Here is a 15,457-nt window from a genome sequence, read left to right on the forward strand (position 1 = left end):
AGCGAAGCGTATTCAACAGCGTATTCAACAAGGAGCATTCCAGTGGCTGATGGCAGCGGCCCCTACGACATCGTCGTCCTAGGTGGCGGTAGCGGTGGTTACGCCTGTGCGCTGCGGGCGGCCGAGCTCGGCATGAACGTCGTCCTCATCGAGAAGGACAAGGTCGGGGGCACCTGCCTGCACCGCGGCTGCATTCCCACCAAGGCGCTGCTGCACGCGGCGGAGCTGGCCGACCAGGCCCGCGAGGGCGAGTCGTTCGGCGTGCGCACCCGTCTCGAGGGCATCGACGTCCCGGCCGTCCACTCGTACAAGGACAAGGTCGTCAGCGGGCTCTGGAAGGGCCTCGCCGGGCTCATCAAGAGCAAGAAGATCACCGTCGTGGAGGGCGAGGGCCGCCTGGCCGGCCCGAACCGGGTGACGGTCGGCGACCAGGTCTTCGAGGGCCGCCACGTCGTGCTGGCGACCGGCTCGGTGCCGAAGTCGCTGCCCGGCCTGGACATCGACGGCGAGAAGGTCATCAGCAGCGACCACGCGCTGGTCCTCGACCGCGTGCCGACCTCGGTCGTCATCCTGGGCGGCGGCGTGATCGGCGTCGAGTTCGCCAGCGTGTGGCGCTCGTTCGGCGCCGAGGTGACGATCGTCGAGGCGCTGCCCCACCTGCTCCCGCTCGAGGACGAGTCCAACTCGAAGCTGCTGGAGCGCGCCTTCCGCCGCCGCGGCATCAAGTACGAGCTGGGCGCGCGGTTCGAGAGCGTCAAGACCGCCGACACCGGCGTGGTCGTCTCCCTGGAGAACGGCAAGACCCTCGACGCGGAGCTCATGCTCGTCGCGGTGGGCCGCGGCCCGGTCTCGGCCGGTCTCGGCTACGAGGAGGCGGGCGTCACCGTCGACCGCGGCTACGTGCCGGTCAACGAGTACTGCCAGACCAACGTCCCGGGCGTGTACGCGGTCGGCGACCTCATCCCGACCCTGCAGCTCGCCCACGTGGGCTTCGCCGAGGGCATCCTGGTCGCCGAGCACATCGCCGGGCTGAATCCGGTCCCGATCGACTACGACGGCGTGCCGCGGATCACCTACTCCGAGCCCGAGGTCGCGTCCGTCGGCATCAGCACGGCCGTGGCGCGCGAGCGCGGCCACGACGTCGTCGAGCTGTCGTACAACCTCGCGGGGAACGGCAGGAGCAAGATCCTGCAGACCCAGGGCGAGGTCAAGGTCGTCGCCGAGCGCGACGGGCGGGTCCTCGGCGTGCACATGGTGGGCAGCCGCGTCGGCGAGCTCATCGCGGAGGCTCAGCTGATCTTCAACTGGGAGGCGACGCCCACCGACGTCGCCCAGCTGATCCACCCGCACCCCACCCAGTCCGAGGCCCTCGGCGAGGCGATGCTGGCCCTGGCCGGCAAGCCGCTCCACGTCCACAACTAAGCCCTCCTAGCGAACGCGAGAGAAGACACACCATGCCGGTCTCCGTAACCATGCCCCAGCTCGGCGAGAGCGTTACCGAGGGCACCGTCACCCGTTGGCTGAAGAAGGAAGGCGACCGCGTCGAGGCCGACGAGCCGCTGCTTGAGGTGTCGACCGACAAGGTCGACACCGAGATCCCGTCGCCCTCCGCCGGATACCTGACGAAGATCATCGTCGCCGAGGACGAGACGGTCGAGGTCGGCGCCGAGCTGGCCCTCATCGACTCCAACGGCGCCGCCGCGGCTCCGGCCGCGGCCGAGGCCCCCGCGCCCGCCCCGGAGCCCGAGCCCCAGCCGGAGCCCGAGCCCGCCCCGGCCCAGGCCGCCGCGCCGGCTCCGAGCCCGGCTCCCGAGCCCGCCCCGGCGCCGCCGATCTCGTCGATCCCGCAGCCCGCGCCGTCCGTCGTGACGCCGCAGCCCGTGCCGCCGGCGCCGCCCGCCCAGCCGCAGGCTCAGCCGCAGGTCCAGGCCCAGCCGCAGGCTCCGGCCCAGCCCGCCGCGCCGACCCCGCTGCCGTCCGCCGGCGGCGAGGGCCCGTACGTGACGCCGCTGGTGCGCAAGCTCGCGGCCGAGCACGGCGTGGACCTCGACTCGCTCACCGGCACCGGTGTCGGCGGACGGATCCGCAAGCAGGACGTCATCGAGGCGGCCCGGGTGCAGCGCGAGCGCGCCGCGGCCGCCGCCGCGCAGCCGGCCGCCCAGCCCGCGGCTCCGGCCGCCCCGGCCCAGCCCGCGGTGGCCGCCCCCGTCGCGGCCGCGCCCGAGCCGGTCCAGGTGGACACGACGCTGCGCGGCACGACCGCCAAGATGTCGCGGCTGCGCAAGGTCATCGCCGACCGGATGATGGAGTCGCTGCACACCACGGCCCAGCTCACGACCGTGGTCGAGGTCGACGTGACCCGGATCGCCTCGTTGCGGGCCCGGGCCAAGAGCGCCTTCGAGGCCCGCGAGGGCGTGAAGCTGTCCTTCATGCCGTTCTTCGCGCTGGCGGCGGTCGAGGCCCTCAAGGTCCACCCGAAGCTCAACGCGGTGATCAACGACGAGACCAACGAGGTCACCTACCACGACGTCGAGAACCTCGGCATCGCGGTGGACACCGAGCGCGGCCTCATCGTCCCGGTGATCAAGAACGCGGGCGACCTCAACATCGCCGGCCTCTCGCGCAAGATCGCCGACCTGGCGGAGCGCACCCGGACCAACAAGATCGGTCCGGACGAGCTGACCGGCGGCACGTTCACGCTGACCAACACCGGCAGCCGGGGCGCGCTGTTCGACACGCCGATCCTGAACAAGCCGCAGGTCGGCATGCTCGGCACCGGCGCCGTCGTGAAGCGCCCGGTCGTCGTGGACACCCCCGAGGGCGAGGTCATCGCGGTCCGCTCCACCGTCTACCTGGCGCTGACCTACGACCACCGCCTGGTCGACGGCGCGGACGCCGCCCGCTTCCTGACGACGGTCAAGCGTCGCCTTGAGGAGGGCCGCTTCGACAGCCAGCTCGGCCTCGCGTAGCCGTCCCGACGCACGGGCGAAGCCGGTCCGGTCCACAGACGAAGCCGGTCCCGGCGCATCGGCGAAGCCGTCCCGCATCCCGCGGGGCGGCTTCCGCCGTATACAGGGACTGTGGAGACGATGACGATCGCGGTGACGGGCTCCTCCGGGCTGCTGGGATCGGCCCTGGTGCGGGCCCTGCGGGCCGAGGGGCACGAGGTGCGCCGGCTCGTACGGCGGGAGCCCGCGGAGCCCGACGAGCGCTTCTGGGACCCGATAAGGGGCCTTGTGGACCCGGCGTGCCTCGAGGGCGTGGACGCCGTCGTCCACCTGGCCGGCGCCGGGATCGGCGACCGCCGGTGGAACGAGGCGTACAAGCGGGAGCTGGTGGACAGCCGGGTGACGGGCACGCGCACGCTCGCGGGGGCGCTGGCCGCGCTCGACGGCGGCCCGGCCGCGTTGCTGTCCTCCTCCGCGATCGGTTTCTACGGGGACACGGGCGACCGGCCGGTGGACGAGTCGGCGCCGGCGGGCACCGGATTCCTGGCCGGCCTGGCGCGGCGGTGGGAGGAGGCGACGGCCCCCGCCGAGGAGGCGGGCCTGCGCGTCGTCCGGCTCCGCACGGGGGTCGTGCTGAGCGGCGAGGGCGGCGCGCTGGCCAAGGTCCTGCCGATCTTCAAGATGGGCGCGGGCGCGGCCCTCGGGACGGGGAGGCAGTACGTCTCGTGGATCTCGCTGCCCGACTGGGTGGGGGCCGTCCGGTTCCTGCTGGATCGCGACGACCTGTCGGGGCCGGTCAACGTCACGGCCCCCGAGCCGGTGACCAACGCCGAGTACACCGCGGCCATCGCCCGGGCGCTGCACCGGCCCACGATGCCGCTCACCACCCCGCGGCTCGCGCTGCGCCTGGCGCTCGGGGAGTTCGCGGAGGAGGCCGTGCTCGCCGGCCAGCGGGTGATCCCCCGGCGGCTCCTGGACGCGGGGTACGGGTTCGCCCATCCCACCGTCGGCGACGCGCTGGCCGCCGTACTCTAGTGTGTCTGTCGACCTGACACGGGAGTGGGGAATGAGCCGGATCGGGCAGTCGCACATCGTCGCCATCGGGGGCCGATCGTTCCGGCAGACGGAGCGTTACGGGTTCATCGAGCCCACTCCCCTGTTGCGCTACGTGCTCGACCTGACCGGCCAGGACCGTCCCAAGCTCGGCCTGCTCGCCACGGCCACCGGCGACGACGCCGACTGGCTGCTCAAGATGTACGGCGCGTTCAGCAGCTGGGACGTCGAGGTGAGCCATCTCACGGTGTTCCCCATGCCCAACGTGGCCGACCCCCGCGAGTGGATCCTGGAGCAGGACGCGATCTACGTGAGCGGCGGCAGCGTCGCCAACCTCGCGGCCCTGTGGCGGCTCCACGGGCTCGATGAGGCGTTCGCCGAGGCGTGGCGGGCGGGCGTCGTGCTGTCCGGGCAGAGCGCCGGCGCGCTGTGCTGGCACGTCGGCGGCAACACCGACTCGTTCGGGCCCACCCTGCGCCCCTGGGCGGAGGGGCTGGCCCTGCTCCCCTACTCCTGCGGCGTCCACTACAACTCCGACCCGCAGCGGCGGGCCCTGCTCCAGGAGTCGGTGGCCTCCGGCGAGCTGCCCGAGGGGTACGCCGCCGACGAGGGCGTGGCGCTCCACTACGTGGGCACCGAGTTCATCCAGGCGGTCAGCGTCGACCCCGAGGGGTACGCCTACCGCCTGGAGCGGGACGGCACCGGAGTCAAGGAGTTCCGTATCGAACCCCGCCCGCTCACGTCTACCCTGGACGAGTGAAGGGTCTGGCCATCGTCCGCCTGGGCGTCGACGTTCCGTACGAGCAGGCGTGGACCCTGCAGCGGCGGCTCCACGCGCGGCGGGCGGCGGGCGAGATCTCCGACCTGTGCCTGATGCTCGAGCACGCCCCGGTCTACACGGCGGGCAAGCGCACGCTGCCCCAGGACCGTCCGGTCGACGGCACTCCCGTCATCGACGTCGACCGCGGTGGCCAGATCACCTGGCACGGTCCCGGTCAGCTCGTCGGGTACCCCATCCTCAGGATCGACGACGTCGCCGGCTACGTGCGGACGCTCGAGGAGGTCCTCATCCAGGTCTGCGCCGACTTCGGGCTGACCGCCCGCCGGGTCGAGGGCCACGGCGGGGTCTGGGTGCCCGGCGACGCCGGCCACGGGCTGCCCGACCGCCGGATCGGCACGATCGGCATCCGGGTGTCCCGCGGCGTGACCATGCACGGCTTCGCGCTCAACTGCGTCAACGACCTGAGCTGGTACACCCGGATCATGCGGGGCGACGTCGGCGACGCGGGGGTCACCTCGCTGTCCGCCGAGACCGGGCGGCGCATCACGGTCGACGAGGTGATCCCGTTCGCCGAGAAGCGCCTGGCCGAGGCCCTCGGCGCCGAGCCGTACGACCTGTACGAGGAAGACCTCGCCTGAGCCGCGCCACCTCCCCCGCCTGGGACGGGAGCTGTCTCAAGTCGCGTGAAGGCAGGTAATAAGCTGGGGTGGTGAACGAGCGAGCCGACGAGTTCGGCGGCCTGGACGTGGGACCGATCCCCGGGTCTCCGCTCGTACCTGAGGCCCGCGGATCGATGCCGCGGGGTGCCGCGAAGGATGTCGCATGACGGTCGCACCGGAAGGTCGCAAGCTCCTCCGCCTGGAGGTGCGCAACAGCCAGACCCCCATAGAGAAGAAGCCGCCGTGGATCAAGACGCGGCTGCACAACGGTCCCAACTACAACGAGATCAAATCGCTCGTCCGGGGCGCGGGGCTGCACACGGTCTGCCAGGAGGCGGGCTGTCCCAACATCTCCGAGTGCTGGGAGGACCGGGAGGCCACGTTCCTCATCGGCGGCGACCAGTGCACCCGGCGCTGCGACTTCTGCCAGATCGACACCGGCAAGCCCGCCGAGTACGACAGGGACGAGCCGCGCCGCGTCGCGGAGTCGGTGCTCCAGATGGGGCTCCGGTACGCCACGGTGACCGGCGTCGCCCGTGACGACCTGCCCGACGGCGGCTCCTGGCTGTACGCCGAGACCGCGCGGCAGATCCACGCGGCCGTCCCCGGCTGCGGCGTCGAGCTCCTCGTGCCCGACTTCAACGGCCACCGCGACCAGTTGGAGGAGGTCTTCTCCTCCCGGCCCGAGGTGTTCGCCCACAACATCGAGACCGTGCCGCGGATCTTCAAGCGGATCCGTCCCGCGTTCCGCTACGAGCGCTCCCTCCAGGTCATCACGATGGCCCGCGAGGCCGGGCTCGTCACCAAGTCGAACCTCATCCTCGGCATGGGCGAGGAGCGCGAGGAGATCGGCCAGGCCCTGCGCGACCTGTACGACGCGGGCTGCGACCTGGTCACGATCACGCAGTACCTGCGGCCGAGCCCGCGCCACCACCCCGTTGACCGGTGGGTGAAGCCCGAGGAGTTCGTCGAGCTCAAGCAGGAGGCCGAGGAGATCGGCTTCGCCGGCGTGATGTCCGGGCCGCTCGTGCGGTCGTCCTACCGTGCCGGGCGCCTGTACCAGCAGGCGGTCGCCGCCCGCGTGGGCGAGTCTCGTTTTCATTAAGCCCGTCAGGGATTTGTATCCTTCACACCATGGCGAAAGACGCAGCGGCTCCGGGGCGGCTCAAGCAGCTCCGGATGGTCGCCCAGATCATCAAGCAGGCTAACCCCAAGGGCATGCCGATCGTCTACGCGTCGGCACTGGCCACGCTCGTCCTCTTCGTCGTCCTCGGGCTGATCTTCAGCTGGACGTGGATCGTCTTCGGCGTCTTCGCCGCCGTGCTGGTCGGGATGCTCGTCTTCAGCCGGTTCGCGCAGACCGCGCAGTACAGCATGCTGCACGGCCAGCCGGGGGCGGCGTACGCGATCCTGCAGGGCATGCGCGGGACGTGGCACGTCGAGGAGAAGCCGGTGGCCGTCAACCGCGACCAGGACCTGGTGTTCCGCGTCGTCGGCTACCCCGGGGTCATCCTGGTCTCCGAGGGGCCGCCGAGCCGTGTCCAGCGGATGCTGGTGGCGGAGAAGAAGCGCGTGCAGCGCGTGGCGGTCGACGTCCCCGTGTACGACGTGCAGTGCGGCGACGCGGAGGGCCAGATCCCGCTGGCCAAGTTGCAGCGGCATCTGATGAAGCTGCCGCGCAACCTCAAGAAGGGCGCCGTCTCCGAGGTCAACAACCGCATGCGGGCGCTGACCCCGGCCGTGCCGATGCCGAAGGGCCCGCTGCCGAAGGGCGTGCGGATGCCCCGCGGCCCGAAGATGCGCTGAGGCCCGATGGACGTGGGCCGGCGGGCGGTCTCCCGCACGGAGACCGCCCGGGCCAACCGGGGCTGGTGGGACGGCGCCGCCGACGACTATCAGTCCGAGCACGGGGACTTCCTGCGGGACGACGGGTTCGTGTGGTGCCCCGAGGGGCTCGACGAGGCCGACGCCCGGCTGCTCGGCCAGGTGTCGGGCCTGCGGATCCTCGAGGTCGGCTGCGGCGCCGGGCAGTGCGGCCGCTGGCTCGCCGGCGAGGGCGCCGCGGTGGTCGGGGTCGACCTGTCCTACCGGCAGCTCCAGCACTCCCGGCGCATCGACCTGGACACGGGCTCGGCGCTGCCGGTCGCGCAGGCCGACGCCGAGGCCCTGCCGTTCCGCGACGCCTCGTTCGACCTCGCCTGCTCGGCCTTCGGGGCGCTGCCGTTCGTCGCCGACGCGGGCGCCGCGCTCCGGGAGGTCCGCCGGGTCCTGCGGCCCGGCGGGCGGTTCGTGTTCTCGGTCAGCCACCCCATCCGGTGGGCCTTCCCCGACGACCCGGGCGAGCGCGGGCTGACCGCCGACCGCCCCTACTTCGACCGCTCGCCGTACGTCGAGTTCTCCGAGGACGGGACGCCGTCGTACGTCGAACACCACCGCACGATGGGCGACTGGGTCGGCCTGATCCACGCGGCGGGGTTCACGCTCGCCGGCCTCGTGGAGCCGGAGTGGCCGGAGGGCCACGACCGGACCTGGGGCGGGTGGAGCCCGCTGCGCGGCCGGCTGCTCCCCGGCACCGCGATCTTCCAGTGCCTCGCTAGAGGTTGACCACCACGGTCGCTGCCGCGCGATCGTGCAGCCCGCGGCGGTCGCGATCCCAGATCACCGCCGGCACGGCGAGGCACAGCAGCAGCGTGCGGACCAGCACGGCCAGGAACGGCGGCCGTCCGCCGTCGAGGGCCGCCACACGGATGCCGAACAGCCGCATGCCGAGGGTCATGCCGAGCGTGCCGACCAGCACGACGTACTCCGCGGCGAAGATCCCGAGCCCGGCGAAGCTCTGGTCGCTGCCGTGCAGGTGCAGCAGCCCGCCCGCGATGGCCCAGGTGCACAGGACCCAGTCGACGACGACGGCGCCGAGGCGGCGGCCCCAGCTCGCGACGGCTCCGGGGCCCGCCTGCGGCAGGCCGAGCCGCTCACCCGGGTAGCCGAGATCGGTTCCCGTGGCCCGGGTGCCGCCGAGCCACGTCTGCGTCCATCGCGGCTGCCGGTCACTCATGGTTCATCAGCGTATCGGGGGCGGTGACCGGTCTGGCATTCGGAGGCGCGGCGCTTCATGATTGGGCACGCCATGGCTTGTTTTGTCCTCTATCGTTAGACGCTTCGGACCTAGCGCTGGGAGTGATCGGTGCGGCCGGCGGATCCTGATGACATCGACGCCCGTTTCGAGGCGTTGATCGCCCAGTTCGACGAGGACGAGATCCGGCGGATCACCGCCGAGGCCGAGCGCGGGCTCGGCCCGGGCGGCCGCCGGGCGCGGGCCCCCGTCGTGGTCCTCGCGCTGGCCGCGCTGGTCGTGGCCGTCGGGCTGGTGATCAGTCTGCGCCCCGACGTGCTCGGCAAGCTGGGCTCGCTGCGGTCGGCGGCCGCCGGCGGGGAGCCGGCGCACCAGCCGCACTTCGGCCCCGCGGTCGCGCGGCCCGGCCCCGTGCTCACGCCGATCAGCGACGATGACGACGCGTTCCTCGAAGGCGGCGGCGTGGCCTCGGCGCTGCCGCCCGTCGACCCGTTCGCCGGCTCCCGGGCCGCCGGTTTCGCCGACGGCGTGAAGGGGGTCGTGCTCCCCCGGGCCCGGGCGCTCGGCGGGCTGAGCCGCAAGCAGGTGGCCAAGGCGCTCCGGCGCGTACGGCGCCTGCTGGCGGCGGCCCGGCTCGACCCGGCCGCGATCAGGGGCGGCAGGCCGTCCGCGCTCGCCAAGCTGCTGGACCCGGAGCAGCGGGCGTACTTCCTCAAGCACCTCGACAAGGGCCGCGCCTCCAACACCCGCGCCTGGGCGTTCAGCCTCGCGCCGGGGAGCGCCGATCTGACGACGGACACCGTGAAGGTCGACGGCGCGACCACGACGGCCAGGCGGCGGTCGAAGGACGGCCGCGGCGGGATCACGATCACGGCCGACTACCTGCTCGTGTACGCCGTGAACCGGCCAGGCGACCGGGCCTCCGCCCGGCGGCTCGTGGACCATTACCGCGCGCGTTTCTCCGCCTGGGAGGAGGACGGGGACGTCGTCGTCTGGCTCGACCAGACGTCGTCGGGAACGGCCGGCGCGAGTTGCGATTTCGACGACGGATTCGTCCATCCGCATTTCGACGGCGAGTCGCAGCGGGTGCAGCCGTCCGGCCCGCCCGCCGATCCGTACAACCGGGGACACGACGTGGCGCGCGGCGGGTGCCAGGCGACGACGAGGACCTGATCCGTGCGTAGGATGGGGCTCTGACCTGCGCCGACTCGGCAACCGGGGGGTGATCTCCGAGGGCGCGGGCGCGCCGCGGGACAGCGGGTCCCAGCGGTGCTGTTGAGGCGTTTCCATTAACACGCGCGAAACAAACGAGACATGGCGCGGAAACGGCGCGCGCCTATTTTCGGGTTGCTAGCCCATGCCCCTGGGAGGTTCGAGAGTGTTCAACTCCGCCGACGACGTCCTCAAGTTCATCCGGGACGAGGGTGTGCAGTTCGTTGACGTCAGGTTCACGGACCTGCCGGGCACGACGCACCACTTCACCTTCCCGTCCGAGAACTTCGGGCCGAATGTCTTCTCCGACGGCCTGATGTTCGACGGCTCGTCCATTCGCGGTTTCCAGGCCATCCACGAGTCGGACATGCTCCTGCTGCCCGACCCGAGCACGGCCGTGCTCGACCCGTTCCGTCAGCACAAGACGCTGAACATCAACTTCTTCGTGCACGACCCGCTGACGGGCGAGGCCTACAGCCGGGACCCCCGCAACGTCGCCCGTAAGGCCGAGGAGTACCTCAAGGGCACGGGCATCGCGGACACCGTCTACTTCGGCCCCGAGGCCGAGTTCTACATCTTCGACGACGTCCGCTTCGAGACGCGTCAGAACGCGGGCTACTACTACATCGACTCCATCGAGGGCGCCTGGAACACCGGCAAGGCCTCCGAGGGCGGCAACCTGGGCTACAAGCCGCGCTACAAGGGCGGCTACTTCCCCGTCCCGCCGATGGACCACTTCACCGACCTGCGCTCCGAGATGGTCCGCAACCTCATCGACGCGGGCATCGAGACCGAGATGCAGCACCACGAGGTGGGCACCGCCGGCCAGGCCGAGATCGACTTCAGGTTCGGCACACTGCTCAAGACGGCCGACAACCTGATGCTGTACAAGTACATCATCAAGAGCACCGCCATCCAGGCCGGCCGCACCGTCACGTTCATGCCCAAGCCGATCTTCGGTGACAACGGCTCCGGCATGCACTGCCACCAGTCGCTCTGGAAGGACGGCGAGCCCCTCTTCTACGACGAGGTCGGCTACGCCGGGCTGTCGGACACCGCGCGTTACTACATCGGCGGCCTGCTCAAGCACGCCCCGTCGCTGCTCGCCTTCACGAACCCGACGGTGAACTCCTACCACCGTCTGGTGCCGGGCTACGAGGCCCCGGTCAACCTGGTCTACTCCCAGCGCAACCGGTCGGCCTGCGTCCGCATCCCGATCACGGGCTCCAACCCGAAGGCCAAGCGCATCGAGTTCCGCGTCCCGGACCCGTCCTGCAACCCGTACTTCGCCTTCGCCGCGATGCTGATGGCGGGCCTGGACGGCATCCGCAACAAGATCGAGCCGCCGGAGCCGGTCGACAAGGACCTCTACGAGCTCCCGCCGGAGGAGGCCCGCAACATCCCGCAGGTGCCGGGCTCGCTGCCCGCCGTCCTCGACGCGCTCGAGGCCGACCACGACTACCTGCTCGAGGGCGGCGTCTTCACGCCCGACCTCATCGAGACCTGGGTGGCCTACAAGCGCGAGAACGAGGTCGACCCGATCCGCCTCCGCCCGCACCCGCACGAGTTCGAGCTCTACTACGACGTGTGACCGGCGACCGCGCGGTGACGTGCATGTTCATCGCGCGGTGTCCGGCTGGTTCCGCCTCGGTTCCGTCCGAGCGGCGAGCACCGCATCCATGGCGGCCCGGGTCGACTCGTCAGAGTCGGGCCCCAGGTGGCCGTAGGTGTCGAGCGTGGTCTTGGCGCCGGCATGGCGGAGACGGGCCTGGACGACCTTGACGTCAGCGCCAGAGGAGATCAGGAGCGACGCGAGGTAGTGCCGCACGTCGTGGAATCGGAAGCCCGTGGGAAGGTCCTGCACCTTGCCGCGGGCTTTCCGCATTGCGCGCTCAAGCGTCCAGGGACCGACCTGAGCGCCGCTGTCATCCCGATTCCCGGTCCTCGGCGCTCAAATGGTCGGCCCGGCGCACCCGCTCGCCCGGCGCGATGCCGCCATGGTGCTTCAGCACCGTGAAGACCGACCCCGGGGGCTTGCCCAGTGCCCGGGAGATCACGCTGATGGAGTCACCGGCGCGCCACCGCCGCCACAAGTCTTCTTTCATCGCGTCCGACATTCCCGGCCGACCCATCCGAGCCACAGTCCATCCATCCACTGGCAGCGTTGCGTTGATCGTCTGAATCTAAGACGGCTTTCTTCGTGCGGGAGACCGGTGAGCGTGGACCCGTTCATCGAGGCGGAGAAGCGGGACGGGGGCAACTACCCGTTCAGGGCTGCAGCTTTCTCGTGTACCTTCGGCTCGTGCCTCACCCGGGTCCCGCCGACAAGGCGGAAGCTGGAATCGGCACCGGGTGCGCGACCATACTTGTACTCTTCAGTCTTCTTTTGTCATCTTCGGCATCGGATGGCTTGGGCCTGCCCCACAGGCAGCAAATGATGATGGAATCCGCGGCACGTTGACGATCGAGACAAGCGACTGTCGCAAGGCATGCGGCTGGACCGGCGAGTCTGTTTCAAGCGACGGGCGGCTCCGAGTCCCCCGATGTGGACACCGACGACCTGAACCCCAAGACACACGTCGGGGACCGTGTCCCCGTCATCTACGTAGACGGCAGGGCATGTTGGCCTGACGGCTCAACTGAGTGGCTCAAGACCATCGCACTCATTCTCTTCGGTCTGGTGATCATCGGGTGCGCGATCCGGCAAAGGCGATTCGCCGGACCCCGCTGAGTAGGGCCGGGACAGCCGGCACGCCGACCTTCGCGTACCCGCAAGATGCAGCAGCGGCGCCTATGAAATCAGCAGGTACAGCGGCGATCTACGCCTCCAGCGGGGGCACTCTGGCTCCGGGGTGACCGCCAAGGGCCTGATCATCGTGGCGCTGGCTGAGGCAAGGGCGGGAGGCGCGAGGCCTCGTGCTCTCTATGCTGCGATACAGCATAATGATCAGAGAAAGGCCGGGACGTGTCCGAGCGAATCACCTGGACCATGCACCACTTCTCCCCGGCGAACCCGAAGGGCCATCAGCAAGGAGATGTACCGGCGCTTCTCCGTAGGGTCGCGGACAGCATCGAGGACCTTGGAGACGTCGAGGTCCATGACCTGATCATGCATACAGAGATCACAGCCGAAGGCCCTTGGCCGAGCCTCACCGTGTACTTCGACTACAAGGCCGACCAGCCTTAACCTGCGTCCCTGCTCCTGCCGTCGTGCAATCAGCGTGCGATGAGACAGGGGAACGAGGGGGCAACCACGGTCACTCGTGACCGGTCCTAGACCCAGGTCAGCGGCCCGACAAGACGTGATCAACGCCTTTCCCGAGCTGACAGCGCGGGTTCGATTCCCGTCGCCCGCTCCAAGATCTAAGCGAGCACTTCCGGCAGCAGCCTGAACGCCGCCACATGCCGCGGCCGGATCAGGCCGAAATCACGCCGGTCGATCGTCGCGATCTGTGTGATTCCCAGACGCTCGGCGATTGCGACCACGGACACATCGGCAGGGTCGAGACGAGCATCTTTGTAAAGCCGGACGAGTTCGGCCATACGTCGTACGTCAGCGGCAAGCAGATCGACCAGCTCGAACTCCTCCGTGACGAGATCAAGGAACTGCGCATGTACGACCGGTCCCATATGCCTGTTGATCGTCCAACCGGCCTCGATAAGGATGGTCGAAGGAAGGAGCAACGGCCCTTCCAACTGCTCAAGGAGACGCACACACGAGGCATGGTGCTTGTCATCGCGATCGACAACGGCGATCAGCGGCCCTGTGTCCAGGAGCGTAGCGGTCACACCGACCGATTGAATCGCTCCGCCAGCAGATCTTCGACCCGTTCCGACAGATCGCCCTCTCCGGACGCGCCAATCCCCGCGATCGACAGCCGGCGGCGCCGCACCGGTTCCGACAGATCTTCGTTCGCGGCCTCAGCAAGTTCCGGGTCTGTCTTGACCAACCGCAGCAACCGACCCGCCTGGTCCGGCGACAGCCGGTCAACCAGGTGATGAAGCTCCTCATGCGCATGCCCGGCGCTCATGCCCCGAGTCTACGCTCGCGATATCGCTAGCGGCAGGAACACGGTGGCGTGCCCGTTGCGTGCCCGTTCGGTCGGCGATCAGCGGGAACAATCGGGGACTCACGGTGACTCGACCGCCACACATGCAGGTCGATGTTCTCCCAACTCATGGAAAATGATCTTGAAAGGCAAGGCTGACAGCGCGGGTTCGATGGATGCGGATGGCCGGATTCTTCACCAACGCCATGCTCGTCGGCCGCACCCGGGCCCCGGGCATCGACTCGCTCACCCAGCATGAGGCGGTGCTCGACGCACTCGGCGGCCTCGCCGTACCGATCATCGCTGACGTCGAGTGTGGCCATGTCCCGCCGTACATGCCTCTGGTCAACGGCGCTCACGGCCACGTGGTGTACACCGAACACCGCAACGAACTCACACAGGCACTCACGTAGAGCCTGCGCGGTCCCGCGCATTCCCAAGATGGCCAGGATCGGGGCGCGATCAACAGTTCAGGCCCTCAGTTCCGTCTCTGTTCCGCCGGAACACAAGAGAGGTGACCAAGGGACGCGGCGAGGCTACGGGTATCGACGCCGTCTGCGAGGAGCACGCTCGCGACGCCTGGCAGGAACCCCGACATCGGGTCCGAGTTCGCACACCGGAAATGGCAGAGCACCTTCGGTGCGCCCGTTCACTTATGGCAGAAGGCTCGGTCAGCGCGTGGATTACTTGATTACAAACATGGCAGGATGGCCGAGATCTGACAGGGAAGTCGTGTCGAAGCCCGGAGTTGATCACTGGTGATCGTCGAGTACATCCGCTACCGCATTCCCGGCGAGCGGAGCGAGGACTTCGAGGCGGCCTATCACAAGGCCGCCGACTGTCTGTCACGCGCTCCGCAGTGTGCCGACTACGAGCTCGCCCGCAGCGTCGAACAGCCCGAGTCCTACATTCTGCGGATCACGTGGACATCGGCGAAGGATCACCTGGAAGGGTTTCGCCGCAGCGATCTGTTCCAGGAGTTCTTCGCCGCCATCGGTCCGTTCGTGCACGACATCGAGGAGATGAGCCACTACGAACGCACAGCGGTGCGCGGTACGGGCGGTTCGATTCCCTCGCTGTACGACTGGGCGGGCGGCGCCGAGGCGCTCGAACGGCTCACGGAGAGGTTCTACGATCTCGTCGCGGTCGATGACCTGATCGGGCCCCTGTTCAAGCACATGAATCCTGATCACCCGCGCTTTGTGGCGATGTGGCTGGGAGAGGTCTTCGGAGGGCCGGCCCGTTACACCCACGAGCGGGGCGGCTACCGGCACATGCTCTCCATGCACCTCGGCAAGGCCATCACCGAACCCATGCGGCGCCGGTGGGTCAGCCTGCTGATGGACGCGGCCGACGAGGTCGGACTGCCCGCCGATCCTGAGTTCCGCGCCGCGTTCACGGGCTACATCGAGTGGGGGACGCGTCTGGCACTGGCGAATTCACAGCCGGGTGCGGAGCCCGTGCGCGAGGCTCCCGTACCGCATTGGGGCTGGGGTGTGGCCCCTCCCTACAGCGGCTGAGCACAACGCCAGGCCGGCGCCTTCCGGTGGTCTCAGCGGAGGATCCGCAAGGGTGCATGTAATGCAGTCGCAGACCCTCTCGATCGTTGAAGCATGACCGAATGACATCCCTCATCGCTCATACCAGCGTCGACTGCCTCGACGCCTACACCTTGTCGACCT

Annotated in this window: 17 protein-coding genes and 1 pseudogene; 12 read left to right on the forward strand and 6 right to left on the reverse strand. The window is 69.6% G+C overall.

Annotated features, from left to right (window positions below; all coding sequences use genetic code 11):
- Nucleotides 1–42 precede the first annotated feature (42 nt).
- The 8 genes from lpdA to Mco01_RS01880 all read left to right on the forward strand — a co-directional run bounded on the left by lpdA (nucleotide 43) and on the right by Mco01_RS01880 (nucleotide 8,045).
- Complete coding sequence (gene lpdA / locus Mco01_RS01845; RefSeq protein WP_204055129.1) at nucleotides 43–1,422, forward strand: dihydrolipoyl dehydrogenase; 1,380 nt, start codon at nucleotides 43–45, stop codon at nucleotides 1,420–1,422.
- Nucleotides 1,423–1,454: 32 nt separating this feature from the next.
- A complete protein-coding gene (gene sucB / locus Mco01_RS01850) occupies nucleotides 1,455–2,969 on the forward strand; it encodes a 2-oxoglutarate dehydrogenase, E2 component, dihydrolipoamide succinyltransferase (RefSeq protein ID WP_204055130.1) in 1,515 nt (504 codons plus the stop codon).
- Between the two features lie 120 nt (nucleotides 2,970–3,089).
- Complete coding sequence (locus Mco01_RS01855; RefSeq protein WP_204055218.1) at nucleotides 3,090–3,983, forward strand: TIGR01777 family oxidoreductase; 894 nt, start codon at nucleotides 3,090–3,092, stop codon at nucleotides 3,981–3,983.
- 31 nt (nucleotides 3,984–4,014) lie between these two features.
- Nucleotides 4,015–4,761 (forward strand): Type 1 glutamine amidotransferase-like domain-containing protein, encoded by a 747-nt coding sequence (locus tag Mco01_RS01860; RefSeq protein ID WP_204055131.1) that lies wholly within the window; start codon nucleotides 4,015–4,017, stop codon nucleotides 4,759–4,761.
- Nucleotides 4,758–5,420, forward strand: a complete 663-nt coding sequence (gene lipB, locus Mco01_RS01865) for a lipoyl(octanoyl) transferase LipB (protein WP_204055132.1) — start codon at nucleotides 4,758–4,760, stop codon at nucleotides 5,418–5,420. Before Mco01_RS01860 ends, lipB begins: the two co-directional genes overlap by 4 nt.
- A 184-nt stretch (nucleotides 5,421–5,604) precedes the next feature.
- Complete coding sequence (lipA, locus tag Mco01_RS01870) at nucleotides 5,605–6,546, forward strand: lipoyl synthase (RefSeq protein ID WP_204055133.1); 942 nt, start codon at nucleotides 5,605–5,607, stop codon at nucleotides 6,544–6,546.
- 29 nt (nucleotides 6,547–6,575) lie between these two features.
- Nucleotides 6,576–7,247: a DUF4191 domain-containing protein gene (locus tag Mco01_RS01875; RefSeq protein ID WP_036321775.1), complete on the forward strand. Its 672-nt coding sequence runs from the start codon at nucleotides 6,576–6,578 to the stop codon at nucleotides 7,245–7,247.
- A 6-nt stretch (nucleotides 7,248–7,253) separates the two neighbouring features.
- Nucleotides 7,254–8,045, forward strand: coding sequence for a class I SAM-dependent methyltransferase (locus Mco01_RS01880; protein WP_204055134.1), 792 nt, complete (start codon nucleotides 7,254–7,256; stop codon nucleotides 8,043–8,045).
- Here Mco01_RS01880 and Mco01_RS01885 read toward each other — a convergent pair.
- Nucleotides 8,035–8,496 carry an RDD family protein gene (locus Mco01_RS01885; RefSeq protein WP_036321779.1) on the reverse strand — a complete coding sequence of 154 codons (462 nt, stop codon included), beginning with the start codon at nucleotides 8,494–8,496 and terminating at the stop codon, nucleotides 8,035–8,037. The genes Mco01_RS01880 and Mco01_RS01885 overlap by 11 nt on opposite strands.
- A 129-nt stretch (nucleotides 8,497–8,625) precedes the next feature.
- On the opposite strand from Mco01_RS01885, the gene Mco01_RS01890 reads away from it, so the two are divergent.
- Together Mco01_RS01890 and glnA are read left to right on the forward strand one after the other, a co-directional pair.
- A complete protein-coding gene (locus tag Mco01_RS01890) occupies nucleotides 8,626–9,687 on the forward strand; it encodes a hypothetical protein (RefSeq protein ID WP_204055135.1) in 1,062 nt (353 codons plus the stop codon).
- 205 nt (nucleotides 9,688–9,892) lie between these two features.
- Nucleotides 9,893–11,317 carry a type I glutamate--ammonia ligase gene (gene glnA / locus Mco01_RS01895; protein WP_204055136.1) on the forward strand — a complete coding sequence of 475 codons (1,425 nt, stop codon included), beginning with the start codon at nucleotides 9,893–9,895 and terminating at the stop codon, nucleotides 11,315–11,317.
- 27 nt (nucleotides 11,318–11,344) lie between these two features.
- Here the strand turns inward: glnA and Mco01_RS01900 are convergent.
- The 5 genes and pseudogenes from Mco01_RS01900 to Mco01_RS01920 all read right to left on the reverse strand — a co-directional run.
- Nucleotides 11,345–11,614: pseudogene (locus Mco01_RS01900) on the reverse strand (tyrosine-type recombinase/integrase); the annotation flags it as partial.
- 37 nt (nucleotides 11,615–11,651) lie between these two features.
- Nucleotides 11,652–11,831, reverse strand: a complete 180-nt coding sequence (locus tag Mco01_RS01905) for a hypothetical protein (protein WP_204055138.1) — start codon at nucleotides 11,829–11,831, stop codon at nucleotides 11,652–11,654.
- An 842-nt stretch (nucleotides 11,832–12,673) separates the two neighbouring features.
- Complete coding sequence (locus tag Mco01_RS01910) at nucleotides 12,674–12,826, reverse strand: hypothetical protein (protein ID WP_204055139.1); 153 nt, start codon at nucleotides 12,824–12,826, stop codon at nucleotides 12,674–12,676.
- Nucleotides 12,827–13,089: 263 nt separating this feature from the next.
- Nucleotides 13,090–13,515 (reverse strand): type II toxin-antitoxin system VapC family toxin, encoded by a 426-nt coding sequence (locus Mco01_RS01915; protein ID WP_182902976.1) that lies wholly within the window; start codon nucleotides 13,513–13,515, stop codon nucleotides 13,090–13,092.
- Nucleotides 13,512–13,757, reverse strand: a complete 246-nt coding sequence (locus Mco01_RS01920; protein ID WP_169953045.1) for a hypothetical protein — start codon at nucleotides 13,755–13,757, stop codon at nucleotides 13,512–13,514. Before Mco01_RS01920 ends, Mco01_RS01915 begins: the two co-directional genes overlap by 4 nt.
- A gap of 194 nt (nucleotides 13,758–13,951) precedes the next feature.
- Between Mco01_RS01920 and Mco01_RS01925 the strand changes: the two genes are divergently transcribed.
- Together Mco01_RS01925 and Mco01_RS01930 are read left to right on the forward strand one after the other, a co-directional pair.
- Nucleotides 13,952–14,188, forward strand: coding sequence for a S66 peptidase family protein (locus Mco01_RS01925; RefSeq protein ID WP_307825545.1), 237 nt, complete (start codon nucleotides 13,952–13,954; stop codon nucleotides 14,186–14,188).
- A 345-nt stretch (nucleotides 14,189–14,533) separates the two neighbouring features.
- The gene (locus tag Mco01_RS01930; protein WP_204055141.1) at nucleotides 14,534–15,295 is read left to right on the forward strand and encodes a globin domain-containing protein; all 762 of its coding nucleotides are present in this window, start codon (nucleotides 14,534–14,536) and stop codon (nucleotides 15,293–15,295) included.
- Nucleotides 15,296–15,457: the final 162 nt, after the last annotated feature.

Source organism: Microbispora corallina (assembly GCF_016863035.1).
Classification (GTDB): Bacteria; Actinomycetota; Actinomycetes; order Streptosporangiales; family Streptosporangiaceae; genus Microbispora; species Microbispora corallina.